The 22675-nt window shown below is 45.0% G+C and carries 20 protein-coding genes; 3 read left to right on the top strand and 17 right to left on the bottom strand.

Translation table 11 applies throughout. From position 1 onward, the window contains the following. Positions 1-286: 286 nt before the first annotated feature. From ruvB to IGK85_RS01585, 13 genes are all read right to left on the bottom strand, one after another. Positions 287-1288: a Holliday junction branch migration DNA helicase RuvB gene (gene ruvB / locus IGK85_RS01645; protein WP_005227171.1), complete on the bottom strand. Its 1002-nt coding sequence runs from the start codon at positions 1286-1288 to the stop codon at positions 287-289. A 14-nt stretch (positions 1289-1302) separates the two neighbouring features. Continuing rightward, positions 1303-1893, bottom strand: a complete 591-nt coding sequence (ruvA, locus tag IGK85_RS01640) for a Holliday junction branch migration protein RuvA (RefSeq protein ID WP_005232405.1) — start codon at positions 1891-1893, stop codon at positions 1303-1305. Positions 1894-2075: 182 nt separating this feature from the next. Then, a complete protein-coding gene (msrB, locus tag IGK85_RS01635; RefSeq protein ID WP_008376288.1) occupies positions 2076-2507 on the bottom strand; it encodes a peptide-methionine (R)-S-oxide reductase MsrB in 432 nt (143 codons plus the stop codon). Between the two features lie 88 nt (positions 2508-2595). Then, a complete protein-coding gene (locus IGK85_RS01630) occupies positions 2596-2994 on the bottom strand; it encodes a GFA family protein (RefSeq protein WP_008376290.1) in 399 nt (132 codons plus the stop codon). A 2-nt stretch (positions 2995-2996) separates the two neighbouring features. Further along, positions 2997-3557 (bottom strand): Maf family protein, encoded by a 561-nt coding sequence (locus tag IGK85_RS01625; protein WP_008376292.1) that lies wholly within the window; start codon positions 3555-3557, stop codon positions 2997-2999. Beyond that, positions 3554-5662, bottom strand: a complete 2109-nt coding sequence (gene mutL, locus IGK85_RS01620) for a DNA mismatch repair endonuclease MutL (protein WP_008376294.1) — start codon at positions 5660-5662, stop codon at positions 3554-3556. Before mutL ends, IGK85_RS01625 begins: the two co-directional genes overlap by 4 nt. Positions 5663-5677: 15 nt before the next feature. Then, entirely contained in the window at positions 5678-8230 is a 2553-nt protein-coding gene (gene mutS / locus IGK85_RS01615; RefSeq protein WP_008376296.1) for a DNA mismatch repair protein MutS, read from the bottom strand. Continuing rightward, positions 8214-8603: a YlbF family regulator gene (locus IGK85_RS01610; protein WP_008376299.1), complete on the bottom strand. Its 390-nt coding sequence runs from the start codon at positions 8601-8603 to the stop codon at positions 8214-8216. The genes mutS and IGK85_RS01610 overlap by 17 nt, the downstream gene beginning before the upstream one ends. A 7-nt stretch (positions 8604-8610) precedes the next feature. Further along, positions 8611-9408, bottom strand: a complete 798-nt coding sequence (locus tag IGK85_RS01605; protein ID WP_008376301.1) for a TIGR00282 family metallophosphoesterase — start codon at positions 9406-9408, stop codon at positions 8611-8613. Between the two features lie 149 nt (positions 9409-9557). Continuing rightward, a complete protein-coding gene (gene pepT / locus IGK85_RS01600; protein ID WP_008376304.1) occupies positions 9558-10793 on the bottom strand; it encodes a peptidase T in 1236 nt (411 codons plus the stop codon). A gap of 37 nt (positions 10794-10830) precedes the next feature. Then, entirely contained in the window at positions 10831-11253 is a 423-nt protein-coding gene (locus IGK85_RS01595) for a methylglyoxal synthase (RefSeq protein WP_008376307.1), read from the bottom strand. Between the two features lie 118 nt (positions 11254-11371). Beyond that, on the bottom strand, positions 11372-12148 hold the full coding sequence (locus IGK85_RS01590; protein WP_005227160.1) for a Cof-type HAD-IIB family hydrolase: 777 nt from the start codon (positions 12146-12148) through the stop codon (positions 11372-11374). Between the two features lie 218 nt (positions 12149-12366). Next, on the bottom strand, positions 12367-13164 hold the full coding sequence (locus IGK85_RS01585) for a formate/nitrite transporter family protein (RefSeq protein WP_005227159.1): 798 nt from the start codon (positions 13162-13164) through the stop codon (positions 12367-12369). A gap of 368 nt (positions 13165-13532) precedes the next feature. Between IGK85_RS01585 and rpsD the strand changes: the two genes are divergently transcribed. Further along, entirely contained in the window at positions 13533-14144 is a 612-nt protein-coding gene (gene rpsD / locus IGK85_RS01580) for a 30S ribosomal protein S4 (RefSeq protein ID WP_005227158.1), read from the top strand. A 149-nt stretch (positions 14145-14293) separates the two neighbouring features. On the opposite strand, the gene spx is transcribed toward rpsD, so the two are convergent. From spx to IGK85_RS01560, 4 genes are all read right to left on the bottom strand, one after another. Continuing rightward, positions 14294-14743 carry a transcriptional regulator Spx gene (gene spx, locus IGK85_RS01575; RefSeq protein WP_008376310.1) on the bottom strand — a complete coding sequence of 150 codons (450 nt, stop codon included), beginning with the start codon at positions 14741-14743 and terminating at the stop codon, positions 14294-14296. A gap of 50 nt (positions 14744-14793) precedes the next feature. After that, on the bottom strand, positions 14794-15195 hold the full coding sequence (locus IGK85_RS01570; RefSeq protein ID WP_008376312.1) for an Asp23/Gls24 family envelope stress response protein: 402 nt from the start codon (positions 15193-15195) through the stop codon (positions 14794-14796). A gap of 286 nt (positions 15196-15481) precedes the next feature. Next, on the bottom strand, positions 15482-16903 hold the full coding sequence (locus IGK85_RS01565; RefSeq protein ID WP_008376314.1) for a peptidoglycan DD-metalloendopeptidase family protein: 1422 nt from the start codon (positions 16901-16903) through the stop codon (positions 15482-15484). A gap of 232 nt (positions 16904-17135) precedes the next feature. Beyond that, positions 17136-18497, bottom strand: coding sequence for a citrate/2-methylcitrate synthase (locus IGK85_RS01560; RefSeq protein ID WP_008376316.1), 1362 nt, complete (start codon positions 18495-18497; stop codon positions 17136-17138). A 235-nt stretch (positions 18498-18732) separates the two neighbouring features. On the opposite strand from IGK85_RS01560, the gene acnA reads away from it, so the two are divergent. After that, positions 18733-21429: an aconitate hydratase AcnA gene (acnA, locus tag IGK85_RS01555; protein ID WP_005232449.1), complete on the top strand. Its 2697-nt coding sequence runs from the start codon at positions 18733-18735 to the stop codon at positions 21427-21429. Then, positions 21422-22672, top strand: coding sequence for an NADP-dependent isocitrate dehydrogenase (gene icd, locus IGK85_RS01550; RefSeq protein WP_008376319.1), 1251 nt, complete (start codon positions 21422-21424; stop codon positions 22670-22672). The genes acnA and icd overlap by 8 nt, the downstream gene beginning before the upstream one ends. The last annotated feature ends 3 nt before the right edge of the window (positions 22673-22675 follow it).

Below are 22675 nucleotides of genomic sequence, written 5' to 3'. Positions count from 1 at the left end.
CTACAAAAAGATTATATCCGCTGCCATTCGAAAATGCAAGCCTTTCCAATTATTTTTTTCAGGTTTTCTTTTTTCACAAATTTCGTTGAGTTCCTCACAAACATAAAAGCTATTATATCAACATTTTTATAAGAAATCATTTTTCCAAACACTTCCTTTTAATCAAATTTCACAAATGATGTATTTTTTCAACATCTATTGATCCTCAGGAATCATTAAAAAATAAAAAGAAACGTTTCACCAAAAGCACAAAAAAGCAGCAATCATCGCTGATTGCTGCTTCCTTCTATTCACTTCTTTGGGGATAGCCAAAATGGTCATAGGCTAACGGTGTTGCGATCCGCCCACGCGAGGTGCGTTTCAAAAATCCTTTTTGGATCAAAAACGGTTCGTACATATCTTCCACTGTTTCGGTTTCTTCCCCGATATTGACAGCGATCGTACTTAATCCCACCGGGCCGCCTTGATACAATTCGATCATCGTGCGGATCAATTTCTGATCGATATAATCCAAGCCAGCATGATCGACTGCCAAAAGCGCCAATGCCTGGTCAGCAACGGTTCGATCGATCAATCCATCTGCTTGCACTTGCGCATAATCGCGAACTCGTTTAAGCAAACGGTTAGCGATCCGTGGAGTGCCTCGAGATCGGCGGGCGATTTCGATCGCCCCTTCTTCCACGATATCCGTTTCAAAGATCGACGCAGTCCGCTGCACGATCTCTTTTAAATCATGGTCTTCATAATATTGCATATGAGAAATGATTCCGAAGCGATCCCGTAGTGGCGCCGAGAGCATCCCCGCCCGTGTCGTTGCGCCGACTAAGGTAAATGGCGGGAGCGGAAAATGAACTGGGTGAGCCGTTGTCCCTTGCCCCACCATGATATCCACATAAAAATCTTCCATTGCCGAATAAAGCATTTCTTCGGCGACACGAGGCAAGCGATGGATCTCATCGATAAACAGAACATCCCCTGGCTGCAGCTCATTCAAGATCGCAATCAAATCCCCTGGTTTTTCGATTGCAGGACCGCTGGTCGTCTTGATTTGGACCTGCATCTCGTTGGCGATCACCATTGCCATCGTCGTTTTCCCTAAGCCTGGCGGACCATATAAGAGGACATGATCCAACGCTTCTTCTCGATTTTTCGCCGCTTGGATATAAATCGAAAGCTCCTGCTTGACTTTGTCTTGTCCGATATATTGGGCAAGGGTTTGCGGACGCAAGGATTTTTCGATGATCTCTTCTTGTTCAGTACTTTCTGGCGAAACAATTCGTTCATCCATCGTCTACTTGCTCCTTACTTTTTCATCATCAATCGGAGAGCTTCCCGCAAGTACTCATCCGTCGATTTTGTCGTATTCGCCGCTAATTGTTTTTCGGCTTTCTTGACTTCTTTTTCGCTATAACCCAATGCTTTCAAGGCTTCCATCGCTTCATCTAAAGCAGTCGTTGCCACGCTTAGAGGAACGATCGCTTCTTCTCCAACCAGTTCAGCCACTTTGCCTTTCAAGTCTAGGATCATTTGCTGCGCCGTCTTTTTACCGACACCTGGGAACTTAGTCAAATAGTTGACGTCCCCATTTTCGACTGCTGTGATCAACCCTGTATGGTCTTCATTGGCCATAATTGCTAACGCACTCTTGGGTCCAATGCCTGAGACACTGATCAATTTTAAAAACAACTGCTTGCCTTCGATCGTGGCAAAGCCGTAGAGACTATGGGCATCTTCACGAATCACTTGGTGCAGATAGATTTTTACTTCTTGGTTTAACTTGCCGCTAAATGAATACGGATTGCCAAAAGCGATCTGATAGCCGATGCCATGGGTCTCAACGACGATATACGCCGGAAAGATATCCGTTACTTTCCCTATGATATATTCGTACATGTGCTTTCCTTTCTGTACATACGTTCCCTTTATTGTAGCACAGACGAGAGGGCAAAAAAAGGACTGTGAACGAAGGAAAAGGCTTAGCAGGAAACAAACGGAGGAAAAACCGTTGTTTCAGTCGCATTTTTTCAAACGAGACATGCTGCTGCATCTTTTTTTTCGCACACAGTTCCTAATACTTACTCAACGAGTGATTTGAATTCGCCATAGCCTTTTTCATCCATTTCTGCTAAAGGGATGAACTTCAATGCTGCCGAGTTGATACAATAGCGCAAACCGCCTTTGTCTTGAGGACCGTCTGAAAAAACATGTCCTAAATGAGAGTCAGCTTCTTTGCTGCGGACTTCTACCCGATGCATACCGTGAGAAAAATCGGCTTTTTCTTGAATATCTTGGCGACTGATCGGCTTCGAAAAGGAAGGCCAGCCACAACCGGCGTCATATTTATCAGTAGAAGCAAACAATGGTTCTCCGTTGACGATATCAACATAGATCCCTTTTTCATAAAAATCATCATACTCGCCAGTAAAGGGGCGTTCAGTTGCATTTTCTTGGGTCACCGCATATTCGATCGGTGACAATTTTTCTTTTAATTCTTTTTTATCTGTCATTTTTTCACCTGCTTTCCCTCTAGACTCATCCTGTATGCTCTATCATGCCTTTTTTCTTAGCGAATGTAAAATGACTTGCTCAAATTATTTAAGGGTTTTGCAGCTTTTCCCAACGAGTCGTTGGTTCCGCAAAATGGTAAAACTGCGGTTGGTCTTTTGTATAGATTTCTTCGGTTAAGACAGCTTCTGGCAAGTTGCCAAATAACCCGGCCGCAAAAAAATAGGTGTGTGCTTCTTTGAGGTAAAAGAACAGACTCGAGCCGCATTGACTGCAAAATCCTCGCTGTGCCCACTTAGAAGAATCATAACGTCGCAGCCACTTCGCTCCTTGAAGAGCCATCTGGTTCTCAGAACATGGCGCAAGAGCAAACATCGGTCCGCCGTGAAATTTCTGGCAGAGACTACAATGACAAACCGTGATTTCTTTCGAAACTCCAGTCAAGTCAATCGTGACTTTGCCGCAAAGACAACTACCAGAAACATCCATCCTTATTCCTCCTCCATAAACTCTTGCAACAACTGATAGACCGTAGTGACAGGAAACCCTACAATTGTATAAAAATCGCCGTTTATCGATGAGACAAATACTTTGGCCGCCCCTTGGATCCCATAGGCGCCCGCTTTGTCTTGGTACTCATCTAAGACAAGATATTGGTCGATCTCTTGATCCGTCAAAGGACGAAACACAACTTCCGCCGAAACCACTGCTTGGCGCTGTTGTTTGCCTTTTTGTAAAACGACGGCGGTTTGCACCCAATGGGTCCGTCCGTTCATTTTTCGTAACATCGACCGAGCATCTTCACGGTCGGCTGGCTTTCCTAAGATTTCTTCATCCACCACGACCGTGGTATCGCTCGCGATCACCAGATCTTCAGGATATGCTTGCGTAATAGCCGCCGCTTTTTCTGCTGCCATCCGTTGGACATAAGGGATCGCCGCTTCGTTTGGTCGGACCGACTCGTCGATATCCGCTGGTATGACCGCAAATTCCGGGACTAACTCCGCTAATAATTCTTTGCGTCGCGGCGACTGTGAAGCCAAAATAATCATTCCATGCCACTCCTTGCTCGATGAGGATCTTGAATCCGTTTGAACATCCGCTCCATGTCGCTGTTGGTGAAATGGATCAGCACCGGGCGACCATGGGGACAGTTGAAGGGATTCTCGCATTTCGCTAAATCTTGCAACAAGATCCGGGCTTGTGCTTCATTCAAATAATGATTGGCTTTGATGGATCGTTTGCAGCTCATCATGATCGCGGTTGCTTCACGAAACTTTTTGACACTGACACTTCCTGTGGTCAATAACATATCGATCATTTCGCGGATGATGGCTTCTTCTTCACCGCTAGGATACCACGTCGGGTGCGCCCGGACGATGAAACTATTGGTCCCAAAAGATTCCAGATGGATCCCGACTTCTGCCAGCTTGTCGCTTTGTTCTTGTAATTGCAGTGCATCGCTGTTGGGATAATCCAAAACGATCGGCACTAACAACTCTTGCAGGTCATTGGTCACTTCGCCGATTTTTTCGCGGTAATACTCATATTTGATTCGTTCCTGTGCCGCATGCTGGTCGACGATATAGAGCCCCGCCTCGCTTTGGGCAAACAAATAGGTCCCCTGCATCTGCCCAAAATAATCCAGTTGGGGAAAACGCTCCTTCGCTGGTTCTTCTTCCAGCAACCGTTCGACCGTTTTCAGGTAGTTGCGGTCATCCCCATGCATTTCAGGGTGCAGAGTCGCTTGACTTTGCAGATCTTGCGCCGTAAGCTCTGGTGTCTCATTTGGGAGAAAGGCTGGCGCTTCTGGCAGCGGCGCTTTTGTTTCCGTCTGGTCTTCCACAAATGGTTTTCGGACAGGCTTATTTGGCAGCGTCTCTTCCAAACTGCGAAAGGTTTCCTCGGTTTCTTCCAACAGGTTTTCGCTAGATTCCTGTGGCATTTCTGGAAGTTTTCCACCTTCCTCCACAGGTTTTTCCACAGAGTTATCCACAGTCTGTTGATAAGTACTGCCCTGAACCTCAAATTTCCCGGTTTCGCGATTATAAGACAACCCAGAAGTCGAATTTCCTGCTGACTCCAGTTCCAAGCCAAGCTGCTGGGCTTTTGGCTGATCGGCAACTTTTTTCTTAAACCGCAGATTGTCAGCCGCGTTAGGAATCAAATTGATTTCCCGCAGCGCCTCATTGATGGCTTTACTGATTAGTTTCGTTAGCTCTTCTTCTTTTGACAAACGAACTTCTTGCTTAGTCGGATGGACATTGACATCGACTAATAAGGGGTCCATTTTGACTTCAAGGACAGCTAATGGAAAACGACCGACCATCAATTTTGACCCGTAACCGGCTACGATCGCTTTATTCAAAGCAAAGTTGCGAATATAACGACCATTGATGATCGTGGATAAATAGTTGCGGCTGGCTCGGGTGACTTCTGGCAGTGACACAAAGCCAGTGACTTTAAAGTCGAGGTCCTCAGTATCGATCGCAATCATTTTTTTGGCCGTTTCCACTCCGTAGATCCCGGCGATGGTTTGTTTTAACTGCCCACTTCCAGTGGTGCTCAACATCTTATTGCCTTCATGAACGAGGCGAAAAGCCACTTCTGGATGACTCAGGGCGATCCGATTGACGATATCGCCGATGTTCGCAAGTTCCGTTTGCAGCGTCTTGACATATTTCAAACGTGCCGGTGTATTGTAAAAGAGGTTTTCGACAGTGATCTTGGTTCCTTGTCGCAAGTTGGCAGGCAGATGCTCCTCAACAGCGCCGCCTTTTAAGCGCACAAAGGAGCCTTGTTGGGCGCCTTTGACTGCCGTTTCAATCGAGAGGATCGAAACCGAAGCGATACTAGGCAAAGCTTCCCCGCGAAACCCGAGGGTACGTATTCGAAACAAGTCATCTCGATTGTGGATTTTACTGGTGGCGTGGCGTTTAAAGGCAGTCAAGACATCCTCTTCTGCAATTCCTTCGCCATTATCGATGACTTGGATTTTACGCAAGCCTGCTTCTTCAATAAAAATATCGATTTGGGTACTGCCGGCATCCACGGCATTTTCAACTAATTCTTTGACGACAGAAGCCGGTCGCTCAACAACTTCTCCTGCCGCGATTTGGTTCGCCAGACGTTCGGATAGCTCTTGGATCTTTCCCATCTGCTGACCTTCTTTCTAAATTCGTTTTTGCAGCTCGTACAATGTATTCAGAGCATCCATCGGGGTCATTTCCAACAGATTCAATTTCTTCAATTGATCGATGACGCCGATTTCTTCCGTAGATACTTCACTAAACAACGACAACTGCTGACTTTCTTCGACGACGGGTTTTGGTTGTACCGTCGGTTCATGTTCTTCCAGCGCTTTTAAGATCGTGGCTGCGCGCTGTAAGAGTGCACTTGGCAGTCCAGCGATTTTGGCTACATGGATCCCATAGCTTTTATCTGCGGGCCCTTCCATCATCTTATGCAAGAAGACGACTTCGCCTTCTTTTTCAACGGCACCGACATGGACATTGCGTAAGTGTGCCAATTCCTCATCTAAAACCGTCAGCTCATGATAATGGGTGGAGAAAAGTGTTTTGGCATGAACTTCTTTGTGGATATATTCAATGATGGCTTGTGCCAATGCCATCCCATCATAGGTCGCAGTCCCACGCCCTAACTCATCAAACAAAATCAAGCTGTTAGGCGTTGCATGACGCAGCGCTTGGTTGGCTTCCATCATCTCCACCATAAACGTGCTTTGACCGGCGATCAGGTCATCGCTGGCACCGATGCGAGTAAAGATCCGATCAAAAATCGGCATCTCTGCAGATTGTGCGGGTACGAAACAGCCGATCTGCGCCATGATGACTAGCAAGGCAAACTGCCGCATGTACGTACTTTTCCCAGACATATTTGGTCCTGTGATCAACAGGATCTCTGTTTCTTCATCCATCACGATACTATTTGGAATGTACTCTTGGTGACCAAGGACTTTTTCCACTACAGGATGACGGCCATCGATGATCGATACTGCTCGTTTTTTCGCTACTGTCGGCCGCACGTATTGGTAGCGTTCCGAAACCGTGGCGAAACTTTGTAAGACATCGACCGCACTAACGGCTTTGGCTAACTTTTGTAGACGCGTGATACTCTTTTTCACTTCTTCACGAACGTCAAGAAAGAGGCGATATTCCAAATCCACCGATTTTTCTTCGGCTTCTAAAATCAAAGTCTCCAGTTTTTTCAACTCGGGTGAAATAAAGCGTTCCGCATTGGCTAAGGTTTGCTTGCGCTCGTAGCGAGAGGTATCTAAATTCACTAGATTGGCTTTCGTGATCTCAATGTAATAGCCAAAGACGCGGTTGAACCCAACTTTCAGGTTTTTGACCCCCGTCGCTTGACGTTCGTTGGCTTCTAATTCCGCCAACCATTGCTTGCCGTTACGCATCGCCGTACGGTATTCATCTAATTGTTGATGGAACCCGTCTTTGATGATGTTGCCTTCTGTGATCTGCAACGGGGCATCTTCATCGATCGCCGCTTCGATCAGTGCAACCAAATCATCTAAGGGCGTTAATTCCAGCAGCAAGTCATTCCACTCGCCACGGTTGATCCCCTGCAGCAATTGCGCGATCAAAGGCACTTGCTCCAAAGAAGATTTCAACTGCAGCAAATCGCGGCCATTGACATTTCCGAAGGCGACCCGTCCGACTAGGCGTTCCATGTCATAGACTTTCGTCAACGCTTCTTGCAGATCCGCTCGCTCAAAGAAACTGTCCAGTAACGATTGGACCATTTCTTGGCGGGCAGTGATTTTCTTTGGCTGGATCAAGGGACGATCCAACCATTGCTTTAACAAACGTCCCCCCATTGCGGTCTTTGTCTCGTCCAGCAACCACAAAAGAGTCCCTTGTTTTTTTCCGGTTCGAATCGACTGCGTCAATTCTAAGTTGAATTTGGAATAATGATCCATTTTCAAGGCATGATCCGGCTGATATTCCACGGCTTGCTGAATGTGGGCTAAACTGCGTTTTTGGGTAATCGCCAAATAACTTAGCAATTTCCCTGTGACTACTTTTTCTAACCCTTGGGAGAGAGGTTCCGTTAAAAATTGAAATTCGGCATTTTCTTCCAACGTTTCTTGCTTAGAAAACACGACATTCAAGCGATTGGTCAGCATCGTTTGCAATGATTCAGGAATCTCGCTGCACAAAACGACTTCTTTCGTTTGCAGAGCGGCGGCCTCATTGACGACGGCTTCTTCATCTTCCAATTGCGCTGCTTTTAATTCACCGGTACTTAGATCGACATAGGCAAAGCCAAAACGCTCCCCTTGCTGCAAAACAGCTGTTAAAAAGTTGTTTTCTTTGGCGGATAGGCCTTTACTGTCCATCACCGTTCCCGGCGTGATCAGTTGAACGACTTCGCGTTTGACCATTCCTTTGGTGGTTTTTGGGTCTTCCACTTGCTCACAAATCGCTACTTTGTAGCCTTGCTCGATCAAGGTGTCGATGTAATTGCTGGCGGCGTGGTAAGGCACCCCACACATAGGGATCGGTTCCTCCGCATTTTTGTTGCGGCTGGTTAACGTCAGTTCTAAAATTTGTGCTGCCTTGACAGCATCCTCATTAAATAATTCATAGAAATCCCCTAAACGATAGAATAAAAAAGCATCTTGGTACTGAGCCTTGATGCTTAAATACTGTTCCATCATCGGGGTATTTTTAGTTTTTTGAGGCATTGGTTTCATCCTCCTCGATGGCTTTATTCATTTTCTTTTGGATCTCCGTCGTGACATATTGCAGCAATTCATCTGCTTGCAGTAACGCTTGGCGATAAGCAACCACTAAGGGGTGCTGCTCGTATTCGTTTGTCAATGACGCATAACGCTGCTCCGCAGCTTTTTTTGCTTCGGGTTTCTCATAATGCTCAAATTGAACGATTTCTTTTTGCGCTTGCTTCAGCGCTTCTTCCAACTCCAGTAGCCCTTGGTTTTGCAAGGCTCGTACTTGAATTTCTTGAAATTCTTGAACGATCGGATGATTAGACAAAAGCTTTTGCAAAGCAGCCAACTCTTGGGCAACGTTTGATTCTTTGGTTAATTGCTCTTCCATGCTTCTCCTATTCTGTAAACGGGCGATCTTCACTGATTTGGATCGGACGGATCGATTTTGCTTTACCAGTGGCTTCATCAATCTCAAGCAAGCAAGCCGACAAAATACTGCGGCCTTTTTCAATCACTTCAAACCGTTGCGGCAACGCCGTCAAAAATTTTTCAATGACTGGTTCGCGTTTCATTCCCAAAATCCCATCATAAGGACCAGTCATGCCGACATCTGACAAATAAGCCGTTCCTTGGGGCAAAATCCGCGCATCGTTGGTCTGGACGTGGGTATGCGTGCCGACGACTGCCGAAACTCGGCCATCCAAATACCAGCCCATCGCTTGTTTTTCGCTAGTAGTCTCCCCATGAAAATCCACAAAGATAAACGGTGTACGTTTGCGGGCAATCGCAACCAATTCATCCATTTTGCGAAACGGATCATCAAGGTCTACCATGAACGAGCGAGCTTGCATGTTGATCACCGCCAACTCAATGGTGTTGACTTTCACAAACACCATGCCGACCCCCGGTGTTCCCTCTGGAAAATTGGCTGGACGAATCATTTTCTTCGCATCGCCAATAAATTCAAAAATGTCACGGTTGTCCCATGTATGATTGCCTAATGTCACGACATCGACACCATCTTGCAAAAATTTCTTATAAATTTTACCAGTGATCCCACGACCCGCCGCCGCATTCTCGCCGTTCGCGATCGTCACCTGTGGTCGACACGCCTTCTTTAATTTGGGAAGGTACTCCGTGATTGTTTCTCTTCCTAATGAACCAACTACATCTCCAATGAATAATACCCGCACACATTTTTCCTCTTCTCTTTTAGCTTCTTTTCTATTATAAGGGTTTTGGTCCAGAAAAAAAAGGTTCTTTCACTTGCTGTTCTTCCTTGCAGCAAAACAAAAAAACACGCTAGACTTTTTCGCTTTAGTCTAGCGTGTTGCCGCGTTCTCTAGGAAACGGTAGTGTCTTCTTTCCCGACATGTTCCACGATCGCCACGATCAAATCACGGGCTTTTTCCATCGCTTCCACGGTAATAAATTCATACTGGCCATGGAAGTTTTCACCGCCAACAAATAAGTTCGGTGTTGGAATGCCTTTATAGGTGATTTTCGAGCCATCGGTCCCGCCACGAAACGGCGCTTCGATCGGTGTCACACCAATCGCTTGCATCCCTGCTCGGGCAGCTTCGATACTGCGGGGATCTTTCTTGATCAAATCCCCCATATTGTAATATTGGTCATACAGCGTATAGGTGATGCGTTCTTGCCCATAGGCTGTGTTCAATTCGTCAATGATCCCCACGATGTTGGCTTTTCGCTGTTCAAAAAGCATATGATCGTGATCACGAATGATATAAGAAACTTCTGCTCGACCAATATGTCCCGTCAAATTGTGCAGTAGGTAAAAACCTTCATACCCGCGGGTGCGTTCAGGAACTTCCTCTGCTGGTAAGGCATCGTCGATTTGATGCGCGATTTTCAAGGCGTTGACCAAACGACCGTAAGCAGTTCCAGGATGCACACTCGTACCATCAATCGTTATATCAATACGAGCAGCATTAAAGGTTTCATATTCCATATGCCCCACACGACCACTGTCCATCGTGTAAGCAAATGCCACTGGAAAATCCGCCGCATCAAAGCGATCAGCGCCAGTCCCGATCTCTTCGTCAGGCCCAAAAGCGACCCAGACATCGCCACGTTTATGCGCATCCATCGTTTGTAAGATTCGCAGCGCGTCAATGATCTCTGCGATACCAGCTTTATCATCTGCACCCAGCAGGGTCGTTCCATCCGTTGTGATCAGCGTTTCGCCGACATAGTCTTTGAGATTAGGAAATTCAGCAGTTGTCATATAAATGGCTTTTTCTTTATTTAAACAAACATCCTTACCATCGTAATTTTCATGGATCTGCGGCTGAATATTTTCAGCTTCGAAATCTGCCGTGTCTACATGGGCAATAAAGCCAATCGCCGTTTTTTCAGGATTACCAGGTAGACGTCCGATCACAAAACTATTCTTTTCATAGTAAGCAACATCCGCTACCCCCATCTCGATCAACTGATCTTTCAATAAAAGAGCCAACTCAACTTGTCCCGGCGTCGTTGGGATGGTCTGACTCGTCGCATCTGAGCGAGTATTCATTTTTGCATAGGTCAAAAAATCCTTTAAGATTGCTTTCAATTCTGCACGTCCTTTTTCTTCAATTCTTCTACTATCTTTATAACGACAAGGGACGATTGTCCGTTTCGTGGATCACTTGTCGAAAATCAGCAAAGCCAGCTGCTAACCCCCGCAACAAGATTTCTGCCGTTCCCATATTGGTAGCTAAAGGAATCTCGTACACGTCTGACAAGCGAATCAATGCCGTTACATCTGGTTCATGGGGTTGCGCGGCTAAAGGATCGCGCAAAAAGATCACCATGTCCAAGTCATCTTGCGAAATCATGGCGCCAATTTGCTGATCTCCTCCCAGCGGCCCTGATTTGTAGCGGTGGACAGGCAACTGGGTTGCTTCTTCGATCCTCTTCCCCGTAGTTCCTGTTGCGAAAAGTTCATGCTGCGCTAAAATTTCTCGATAGGCAGTCACTAATTTTACCATTACATCTTTTTTTCGATCATGAGCAATCAATGCGATTTTCATTTGCTGCATTCCCCCTTTTTTCTATTGTACCAATTTATTTTCTTTGCGACCGAGAAAAAACAAAAAAACATAGCACAGATGCCGTAAACCGACTGTGCTATGTCTAAAGGATTCCTTTTTAAATCAGTTGTAATTCTTTCAAGGCTAACCAGATGCCATCTTCATCATTGCTAGCGGTCACCATATCTGCGACTTGTTGGATCTCAGGGACCGCATTGCCCATTGCCACACCGACACCTGCGGCAGTCAGCATTTCACGATCATTTTGGCCATCACCAAAACAGATCACATCTTCTTGCGCTATCCCTAATTGTTCCGCGACGCACAGGATCGTTGCTGCTTTGGAGCCTTCTTTTGGAACGACATCCACACTGTTTTCATGCCAACGCACAAAACGCAGTTTGCTGTATTTCTCGTCAAAGAAATGCTCATACTCTTTTCCGTAAAAAGCCAATGCTTGATAGACTTCTTTTTCTTCGGGAAAATCCATGTCCAACTCAGGAAGTTGGGCACCAAAAGAATGCATCGCTGCTTCCATTTTAGCAATATCCAAAGAAGACGCTCGTTTCGCTGTATCCATCCCGACAAATGCCGTGTCGATCCCAAGCTCTTGGGCTTCTGCCACGAAAGCAGCCAATTGCGTTTCATCGAGTAAGTTTTTATACACCTGCTGATGCGAAAGAAAAGCAGCTGCGCCATTACATAAAATGTAATTATCAAAGGACAACGAACGAATAATATCTTGAGCGTGGAAACGACTGCGTCCAGTGGCAACGGTCACGAAATGGCCAGCATCTCGTAAAAGATCAAGGGCTTTTAGCGTACTGTCGAGTGGCTGTTTGTTCGAGTCAAGCAAGGTTCCATCAATATCAAAGGCAAAGAATTTCCGATTCATAAAAGGTTAAGGCTCGCTTTCTATTAAGAAGTAACTAAGATTTTGGTCTTGGTTGCGGTCATTTTTACAAAAAACAGCAAGAAAAACCGTACATACTTATTCTTAACATAAATAGGCGCTGATTTCAACGCTCCGTTAAGGGATGATGGCTTCTTCCTGGAGAAATGTTAGAGAAAAGAAAAAAAAGAAGCATCGCTGCTTCTTTTGGTAGGTTCTAATTAGTCGACATAGGTCGATTTTGAGTTGTTCAACCATGCATAGCCCAGCCCCATGACCAAGCCACCGCCGATATAGTTACCGATAAAGGCAAAAACTAAATTATGGATCACACTGCCGACAGTCATACCTGCCAAGTGTCCGCCTGAAGCCCAGAAAGCTAAGGTAAACGCTGGGAAGTTAGCAATAACGTGTTCGAATCCTAAGAAAGCAAAGATGAAGATGATGAAAATGATTGCTGCAACTTTTCCGGCATCGTCTTTCATCCGCATGCTTACTAGCACAGCTGTGTTTACAACGATATTGGCGAACATCGCTTCTACTAAAATTTGGATGGTCGATTTTTCTAATTTCGCAGTGATCGAGGTCAGCATAAAGTTGTCTGCGGTCAGCCCTTGAAAAGGACCTGTCAGTGCAACGATTGAGCCGAAAATCACCCCGCCGATCAAGTTGAACAAGACACACGTAAGCAAAATTTTCAATGCCAAAGGAATACTTAGACGTTTACGATAAACCCCAACAGTCATATACAACATATTTGATGTTCCTAATTCTGCGTTCATATAAAGAATCATGACTAAAGACCAGCTAAACATAAATGCATATAGAATTTTCCCTAACCCGTGAACCATCGATTCACCTTTCATAGCGATCGCAAAAGCAATAGCTGTTCCGAGGGTCAAGAATAAACAAGCCATCATCGCACGTACAGCGTAACGCAAATAACTACTCTTGATCAGATCGATTTTCTTTTCTATGGAAGAATCGATCTTCTCAAATAATGGGGATACTGGATTCATTTTTTCTACTCCTTTTATGAATAATTTCACTTCGTTATCATTTGCACAATACTTTCATATTCTAATGACGAAAAGCTGTTTTGTAAAGAGATATTTGAAAATATAAGTAATTAATGAAAAATTTCAAGATTTGTTTTCATCAAATCCAAAGCCAGCTCCATCTTGACTTTTGCCCCTAGTTTGTCGTATACTATTCCTTGTGTAAAATAATGCAGCAGGAAAATAACAGCTCGTCACCAGTTCGTTGCCCCTCGGGTGCAATTGCGTAACCGCGGCTGCAAAGGTGAAGATTGAAGAACGAACTGCACGAATGTGAGTTTTTCAACGGATTATTTTACTCCAAACTATTTTATTGGAGGAACTAAATTATGTCTCGTTATACAGGACCATCATGGAAAATTTCTCGTCGTTTAGGAATTTCTTTATCAGAAACTGGAAAAGAATTGGCACGTCGCCCTTACGCTCCAGGACAACACGGACCAAACAGCCGTGGCAAAAAATCAGAATACGGCATGCAATTAACTGAAAAACAAAAATTGCGTCATATGTATGGCATGAACGAACGTCAATTCCGTACATTGTTTATCAAAGCAAGCAAAATCAAAGAAGGTAAACACGGTGTTAACTTCATGATCTTGCTAGAACAACGTTTAGATAACGTTGTTTACCGTCTAGGTTTAGCAACTACTCGTCGTCAAGCACGTCAATTAGTAAACCACGGTCACGTTTTAGTTGATGGCAAACGCGTTGATATCCCTTCATACCACGTTGAAGTTGGACAAGTCATCAGCGTTCGTGAAAAATCACAAAACATCTCAACAATCAAAGAAGCAGTTGAAGCAACAGCTGGCCGCGCGTCATTTGTAAGCTTTGATAGCGAAAAATTAGAAGGTTCATTAACTCGTTTACCTGAGCGTGATGAATTGTCTGCAGAAGTTGACGAAGCACTAGTCGTTGAATTCTACAACCAAAAACTTTAAGATTTCAACCGACACGATTCCTTTTTGGAATCGTGTTTTTTTGTGGAATCAACGGATTTACTGATCCTCTTAAGAAGACCCTTGAAAAAATACCAAAAAAACCGACAATGATACATCGCTGTATTCATTTGCCGGTTTTGTTCCTATTATTAGATAAAGTTCGCAACAGATTCGCCTTCTTCTTGCTTTTGGCGATAATTAAACATGAGCAGCTCTGTTTGGCGTCGTTTGAAAATGATCTTTCGTAAGTTTCGTGGCACGAATTTACGAATGTCTTCTTCATTGTACCCCACTTGGAGCTTGTTCTCATCTAAGATAATTGGCCGTTTCAATAAGTTCGGGTATTGTTCGATCAATGAAAGCAGCTCTTCTAGCTTCAACTCTTCTAAATCGATGTCTAACTTTTGGTACACTTTCGAACGAGTAGATATAATGTCTTCCGTTCCATTTTTTGTTAAAGAAAGAATCTCCATTAGTTCATCACTATTTAATGGATCGCTAAAAATGTTTCTCTCTTTAAATGGCAGTTCATTTTCGGTCAACCATGCACGGGCTTTACGACATGACGTACAGCTGGGTGTTGTATATAGTGATATCATTTGTTTATTCTTCCTTTCTCTTTGATGTACTTCGATTTTTTGCGTGGTGCTCAACCTTCGATTTGATCGATCGTTTCCTGTTTGACGATATCGGCGATTCGAATATTGATCTCTTTAACTTTTAAAGAAGTCAAGCGACTGATTTCTTCTAAAACCACTTCTTGGACTTGCGCAAAGAGTTTAGGGATATCTTTGCCGTAAGCCACGATTACTTCCAAATCAACTGCAACCTCTTCTTTGCCAACTTCCACATCGATGCCAGAAGCGACTTGCGGCTGTTCTTCAAGGTTTTCGGTCATATCTGAAAGAAATCTGCCATTTACACTAATCAAGCCATCAATTGACTGCAAAGCGACACCAACAATTGTTTCAATGACTTTTTCTTCAAAGGACAGTGGACTTGCTTGCGCTGCTTCATTAGACAAATTCGTTGTTTGCTGATCGTCAGTCATTTTTCACACTCCTTGGTTAAATAAGAAAGGATACTAGAGACATCGCAAAGTCGCATACACGACCTTGTCTAAAGTGGACATTCCTCTTGGGAGTTTTTTTCCCTACCTTTCTAGCATAAATTCTTTTTGTTTTTTTTACAAAGAAAAACACTTGTTTTCGGAATAAATTTATCGTGCAAGATAAAATGAATGCGCTAAAAAAATCTCGAAGCATAATTTTCTTGAAATGATTCGTTTTTCTTGACAAAAAAAAGAAAGCAGCTACACTGCTCTCTTTTATTCTTTGTTATTTTGACAAGGCATCTAATGGATCAACCAGTTGATGCCGGGCTAAACTAGGTGAAAGACTAACTTCAAAATGCAAGTGAGGACCTGTACTGTTCCCCGTACTTCCCATGGAAGCAATCACTTCGCCTTGTTCGACCGTTTGACCGACTTCCACTAAATTGCGATGATTGTGCGCATACAATGTCGTCAGCCCATCTTTGTGCTCGATAGCAACATAATTCCCCCATGAAGAATGATATTCTGAGCGGATCACCGTTCCTGAAAGACTAGCCATGATCGGCGTTCCTTGCGGGGCGGCGAAGTCCACTCCACGATGAAACCCATTGCCTCGTGGACCAAAGACAGAAGAGACAACTGGATTGCTGACAGGATAGATCATCTGTTCGCTGCCTGTCGGTAATTCTGGTTTCTCTTTGTCATAACTCGTCAGAGCATATGCTTCGATCAGCGCATTTAGCTTCTCATTGTATTGTGTATCTGATGCATAACGCCCGGTCAGATATTCCGTGGCATCTTCATAAGACTCCGTTTCTGATTTCCAAACACCTTTATAAAAATTCGGATTGTGGTCCAATCCTTCTTTCAACAATTTCGCATAATCTTTCAAAGAAGATTCGATACTGTCATATTGGCGAAACGTGGCATGAACTGTGTATAAATTACCGGAACCATCGTCTTCTTGCGTTTGGAAGGAAATCCCATTCCCTTCATAAAGTCCCTTAATACCAAATAGGTTATAAAAAGGCTCCTGGCTCAGACGACTTCTTCCGCTACCAGACTCTAAAATCGCTTGTGCAATCATGACCGATGCGTAAAGATCTTCTTCTTGTCCAACTTTACGAGCATCTTCTCCAATCTCCATAATAAAGTCCCACGTTTCTTTGACTGGCGTGACTTCAAATTTTGCTGGCTCATCTTCTTGCGGCGGCGTTACCGTCAACTCTGGTACGTTCGGTACTTCTTTGATGTCAGGCGAAGGCTGGCTTGGTGTTGATTCTGGCTCTGGATTTGGTGTTGTCTCTGGTTCTGGGTTTGGTGCTGGTTCTTCTGGTTCTGGCGCCGGCTCAGGTGTTGGTTCTGGCTCTGGATTCGGCTCTGGATCAGGATTTGGTACCGGTTCTTCTGGTGTTGGTTCTGGCGTCGGGGTTGGTTCCGGTTCTGGCAATGGTTCTGGTGTTGGCTGTTCAGGAACAGGTGTTGACTCTCCTGGAACTACTTCGCCGTTTTCTCCTGGTACCGTTGCGGCATCTTCAGGGACCAAGCCCATTGTTGGCCCGTTCACTCCCGGAACCGTTGACTCAGCTGTATTTTGACCAGCAGTAGACTCGCTCGTTAAAACAGCCGCAGCCGCTGATACTGGCAGCAATGTTGAAAATTGACTGGTAATAATGGCAATTGCCATCCATTTCTTTATTTTCATTCGTGAACTTTCCTCCTTTATTCCTCCCTCTATCATACAAAAAATGCAAGAAACTTTGTAATCAATTTTTGCATTCCTATATGAAAAAGGAGAAATACTTGATTTTTCTAACGAATGAATGATCCAAGCCATTCATTTGCTCTCTAGTAAAAATACGCAAAAACAGCTCAATACCATCTTTTCAAATGTCCAAAACAAAAACAGCAGCGAGCGTCCTCCCTGCTGTTTTGATCTATCTTGACTCTATATCGATATATTCGCGATCATTTGACACTTCTTTATAGGCGGGGCGCATGATTTTTTGTGCGTTGACCAGCTCTTCGATCCGATGGGCGGACCAGCCGACGATCCGCGCGATAGCAAACATTGGTGTATACAGTTCTTCTGGCAGATCCAACATGTTATAAACAAACCCGCTGAAAAAGTCGATATTGGCACTGACTCCTTTGTAGATTTTGCGCTTTTCATTGATGACTTGAGGAGCAATGCGTTCGACCATCGTATACAATTGATATTCTTGCCAAGCTTCTGATCCTTTTTCTTGTGCCAGTTTGGCTACATAATTTTTAAAGATCGCCGCACGGGGGTCGTTGTCGCTGTAAACCGCGTGGCCCATGCCATAAATCAATCCTTTACGGTCAAATACTTCTTTATCTAGGACTGCTTCCAAATAAGTGCGGATGGCCTGTTCATCGGTAATATCAGCAACGTTGCGCTTCAAATCTCCCATCATTTCCGTCACTTTGATATTGGCGCCACCGTGTTTAGGTCCTTTCAAAGAACCTAGCGCTGCAGCAATCGTTGAATAGGTATCCGTCCCACTGGAGGTAACGACTCGTGTCGTAAAGGTCGAATTATTCCCGCCGCCATGTTCCATATGCAAAACAAGTGCCATATCCAATGTTTGGGCTTCTTGGAAGCTATATTCTTTCGTTGGACGCAGCATAGTCAAAATCGTTTCAGCTGTACTCAACTCTTCGGTCGGGCGGTGGATGTACATGCTCTCCCCTTGATTGTAATGATTGTAGGCATGATAGCCGTAGATTGCCAAGAGTGGAAAGACACTGATCAGCATCAGACTTTGTTCCAACACATTTTCAATACTGATGTCATCTGCTTGCGGATCATAACTTGCCAGTGTCAAGATACTGCGAGATAAACTATTCATGATATCAGAAGAAGGTGCTTTCATAATGACGTCACGAACAAAATTGGTCGGCAAAGTACGTTTTTCTGCTAATAGGCAATGAAATGCCGCAAGTTCTGTTTTGTTTGGCAGTTCGCCGAAAAGTAATAAATATGCAATTTCTTCAAAGCCAAAACGTTTTTCATTGACGAACCCTGCTACTAACTCATTGATGTCAATTCCGCGATAACGCAGCTCGCCACAAGCTTCAACTGGCTTGCCGGCAATGATTTTTTCTGGATAAATGGTGGAGATCGTCGTAAGACCTGCTAAGACCCCCGTGCCATTTAAATCCCTCAGTCCACGCTTTACATCATATTCTGAATAAAGATTCATATCTATCAAATTGTATTTCTGACATTGCGATGCAAGATAGGACAATTTCTCTTTCTTTTCTAATCTTTCCACGGTGATGTTACCTCCAATCTTTCTACAAACTATCGACTATAATGTTATTTAACCGTATACAAACATCGTTAAAATAGTCATCCTATAAAATCGTTGCTTTTTAACAAACTTTCACACATTATAGCACGATGTTTAGAAAATGAAATATTTTTCATAAATTTAATTGATTTTTTAAATTATCAACGTATAATTATTCCTAATAAGTACGATTATCTTCGTAAAAAGGAGGATTCTTATGAAGTGGCAAACTCAACTCACCGTCAATGACACGCAATACACGTATATTGACTTAGCGAAAATCACCCAAGACTTAGGGGCTGATTTATCTCGCTTGCCCTACTCCATTCGAGTTTTATTGGAAAGTGTTGCTCGTCATCAAGACGAGGAAATTACAGAGGATTATTTACCATTTTTAGCGAATTGGCAGGCAGAAAGCCCTACCGGTGTCGTGCCATTCAAACCAGAGCGGGTCGTCTTGCAAGACTTTACTGGGGTGCCTGCAGTTGTTGATCTGGCTGCCATGCGGGATGCGATGGTCGCTTTAGGCGGTGCCGCAGAAGACATCAATCCTGAGATCCCCGTCACACTCGTCGTCGACCACTCTGTGCAAGTCGATCAAGCCGGTACGCCTGGGGCGATCGCTTTTAATACGGAGCGGGAATTTGAACGCAACGCAGAACGCTATCAATTCTTGAAATGGGCACAAGGTTCTTTCGACAATTTCGAAGTCGTTCCGCCTGAAACAGGGATCATTCATCAAGTCAACATCGAATCATTGTCTGATGTGATCTTGCAAAAAACACACGAAGACCAACGTCTGCTGTTTCCTGATACATTGCAAGGAACCGATTCTCACACCACGATGATCAACGGTTTGGGGGTCCTCGGTTGGGGGGTTGGCGGTATTGAAGCGGAAGCTGCGATTCTTGGCGAACCTTCTTTCTTTCCTACACCTGAAGTCATCGGGGTGAAATTTATCAACGAGATGCCTGCAGGTACCACAGCAACCGATTTAGCACTAAAAGTAACCGAAGTGCTGCGGATCGAAAAAGTGGTTGGAAAATTTGTCGAATACTTTGGCCCGGGCTATGGTCATTTGAGCTTAGCCGATCGGGCGACATTAGCGAACATGGCCCCTGAATATGGTGCCACTTGCGGTTTTTGTCCGATCGACCAAGAGACCTTGAACTACTTGGCAACGACCGGGCGCTCCAGCGAGCTGATCGAACTCGTTACCGCTTACGCCAAAGCCAACCATTTCTTTTATGATGAAACGACCGTGCCGACCTATACTAAGGCGATCACCATTGATCTAGCAGAAGTTCAGCCGGCATTAGCGGGCCCCAAACGCCCGCAAGATCGGATTTTGCTTCCAGCAGTCCGTCAGGATTTTGAACAATCAGTCACGGCAGCCGTTGGTCCCAAGGGCTTTGGACTTTCGGAGGATGAATGGCAAAAAGAAGCCAGCGTTACTTGGCCAGATGCTGCAGCAGACAAATTAGAGACCGGCGATATCGTTTTGGCGGCGATCACTAGCTGTACGAATACTAGCAATCCTTTCGTCATGCTCTCTGCAGGCTTATTGGCCAAAAAAGCCATTGAAAAAGGTTTGACCGTCCCTCGTACAGTCAAAACCTCCCTTGCACCTGGCTCCCAGATCGTGACCACCTATTTGCAAAACAGTGGTTTGCTGCCGTATTTAGAGCAACTCGGCTTTTATTTAGTGGGCTACGGTTGTACCACCTGTATCGGAAATTCCGGTCCTTTAGAAGCGCCGGTCGCTGAAGCAATTGAGGCGGAAAATCTACTGGTGGCGTCGGTTCTGTCAGGCAATCGGAATTTTGAAGGAAGAATCCATCCACAGATCAAAGCCAATTATTTGGCTTCGCCGCCGTTAGTTGTTGCTTATGCGATCGCTGGCAGCACTCGCAAAGATCTTACAAAAGAACCATTAGCTATCGTCAATGACGAGCCGGTGTATTTGTCTGATATTTGGCCTAGCAATGAAGAAGTCAATGCTTACGTTCAAGAATACGTCGGACCAGAAGCATTTCGCGCTGCCTATGAGCATCTTTTTGATGCCAATGAACGCTGGAATGCGATCGAAACCACCACGAGCGCATGTTATGAATGGGAGGAACAATCTACTTACATTGCTCATCCGCCCTACTTTGAAACATTGACCAAAGAATTGCCTAAACCAGATGTCTTAGCCGATCTGAAAGTCTTGGCAAAATTGGGTGATTCCGTCACCACTGACCATATTTCTCCTGCCGGCAGCATCAGTATGGATTCTGCAGCTGGAAAATTTTTACAAGAAAAAGAAGTTCCGTATCGTGAATTCAATTCCTTTGGTTCGCGGCGCGGCAATCATCAGATTATGATGCGGGGGACTTTCGGCAACATCCGTCTGCAAAACCAGCTGGTTCCTGGCAGCACTGGCAGTGTCACGCATTATTTTCCAACTGGGGAAACCTTGTCTATATTTGACGCCGCTATGAATTACCAAAAAGCCGGCCAAAGCTGTATCATTTTAGCCGGTAAAGATTATGGCATGGGTTCTTCTCGCGACTGGGCCGCCAAAGGAACACAATTGTTAGGCGTTAAAGTCGTTTTAGCAGAAAGCTTCGAACGGATCCATCGCAGCAACTTGGTCATGATGGGGATCATTCCTCTTGAATATCTGGCTGGTGAAAGTGCCGCCTCTTTTGCTTTAGATGGCAGCGAAACATTCTCGATTGCTTTGCCAGAAGAGCCAGCGGTCAAGCAGCTGGTCGAAGTCACTGCGCAACGGACCGACGGAGGGACTGTCTCCTTTATGACCCGTCTACGCTTCGATGCCCCTGCAGATATTCGCTATTGGAAGCATCAAGGAATTTTGCCAATGGTCATTCGAAAAAAAGCGGAATTAGGAGGAGCTGCCCATGTCTAACCAAACAACCCATGAAGCAACGACGATCACCATTCCTTACATTGCAGGAGACGGCATCGGTGCCGAGATTTGGCAGGCTGCGCAACCTGTGATTGATGCAGCTGTGAATAAAGCTTATGACAATCAGCGCCACATCGAGTGGCTGGAAGTTTTCGCTGGAGAAGCCGCCTTTGAACAGACAGGGGAATGGCTGCCGCAAGCAACCATCGATACGATCAAGGCCCAGCAATACGCCTTGAAAGGACCGTTGACTACCCCGATTGGCGAGGGCTTTCGCTCCTTGAATGTCACCTTACGGCAGACCCTGGATCTTTATGCCTGTGTCAGACCTGTTCGCTATTTTACAGGGGTCCCTTCGCCTTTAAAACAGCCAGAAAAAACCGATATGGTGATCTTTCGCGAAAATACTGAAGATGTTTATGCTGGTATCGAATTTGCCAAAGACGACGACGCAACACAGCGTTTGATCCAGACACTGCAAGCAGACTTTGCCGTCAAGGCGATTCGTTTTCCTAAAACTGCCGCTATTGGCATCAAGCCGATCTCTTTAGAAGGCAGTCAGCGCTTGATCGCTGCTGCCATTGAGTATGCGATTACTCAAAAGCGGCCCACGGTGACACTGGTGCATAAAGGCAATATCATGAAATTTACAGAAGGCGGATTTAAAAACTGGGGCTATCAGCTTGCAGAAACCACGTACGCCGACCAGTGTTTTACAATAAATCAATACAACAAAATCAAAGCAGAAAATGGTTCAAAGGCAGCCGAAGCCGCCCTTGCCTCGGCAAAAACGGCTGGAAAGATCGTTGTTAACGATGTGATCGCCGACAACTTTTTACAGCAGATCCTTTTGTATCCAGAAAAATTCGATGTCATTGCCACTTGTAATTTGAACGGCGACTACATTTCTGATGCACTCGCTGCACAAGTTGGCGGCATCGGGATCGCCCCCGGCGCCAATATCAATTACGATACTGGGGCAGCCATCTTTGAAGCTACCCACGGAACGGCACCGGATATCGCAGGACTTGGCAAAGCCAATCCCTGTTCACTGCTGCTATCGGCGTGCATGCTATTAGAACATTTGAACTGGCCGGAAGCTGCTGCAATACTGACGCAAGCCATTGAACAAGCCTTGCAAAGTCAGCACGTCACTGCCGACTTTGCACAGTTGATGCCCGAAGCCGTCTGTTTAACAACACAAGCGTTTGGTGAACACCTCCTTCAGCTGATCCATTCGTAAACT

Source organism: Enterococcus sp. AZ015, assembly GCF_050499225.1.
In the GTDB taxonomy this organism is placed as follows: domain Bacteria; phylum Bacillota; class Bacilli; order Lactobacillales; family Enterococcaceae; genus Enterococcus_D; species Enterococcus_D entomosocium.
This window is presented reverse-complemented; position numbering and strand designations above follow the sequence as displayed.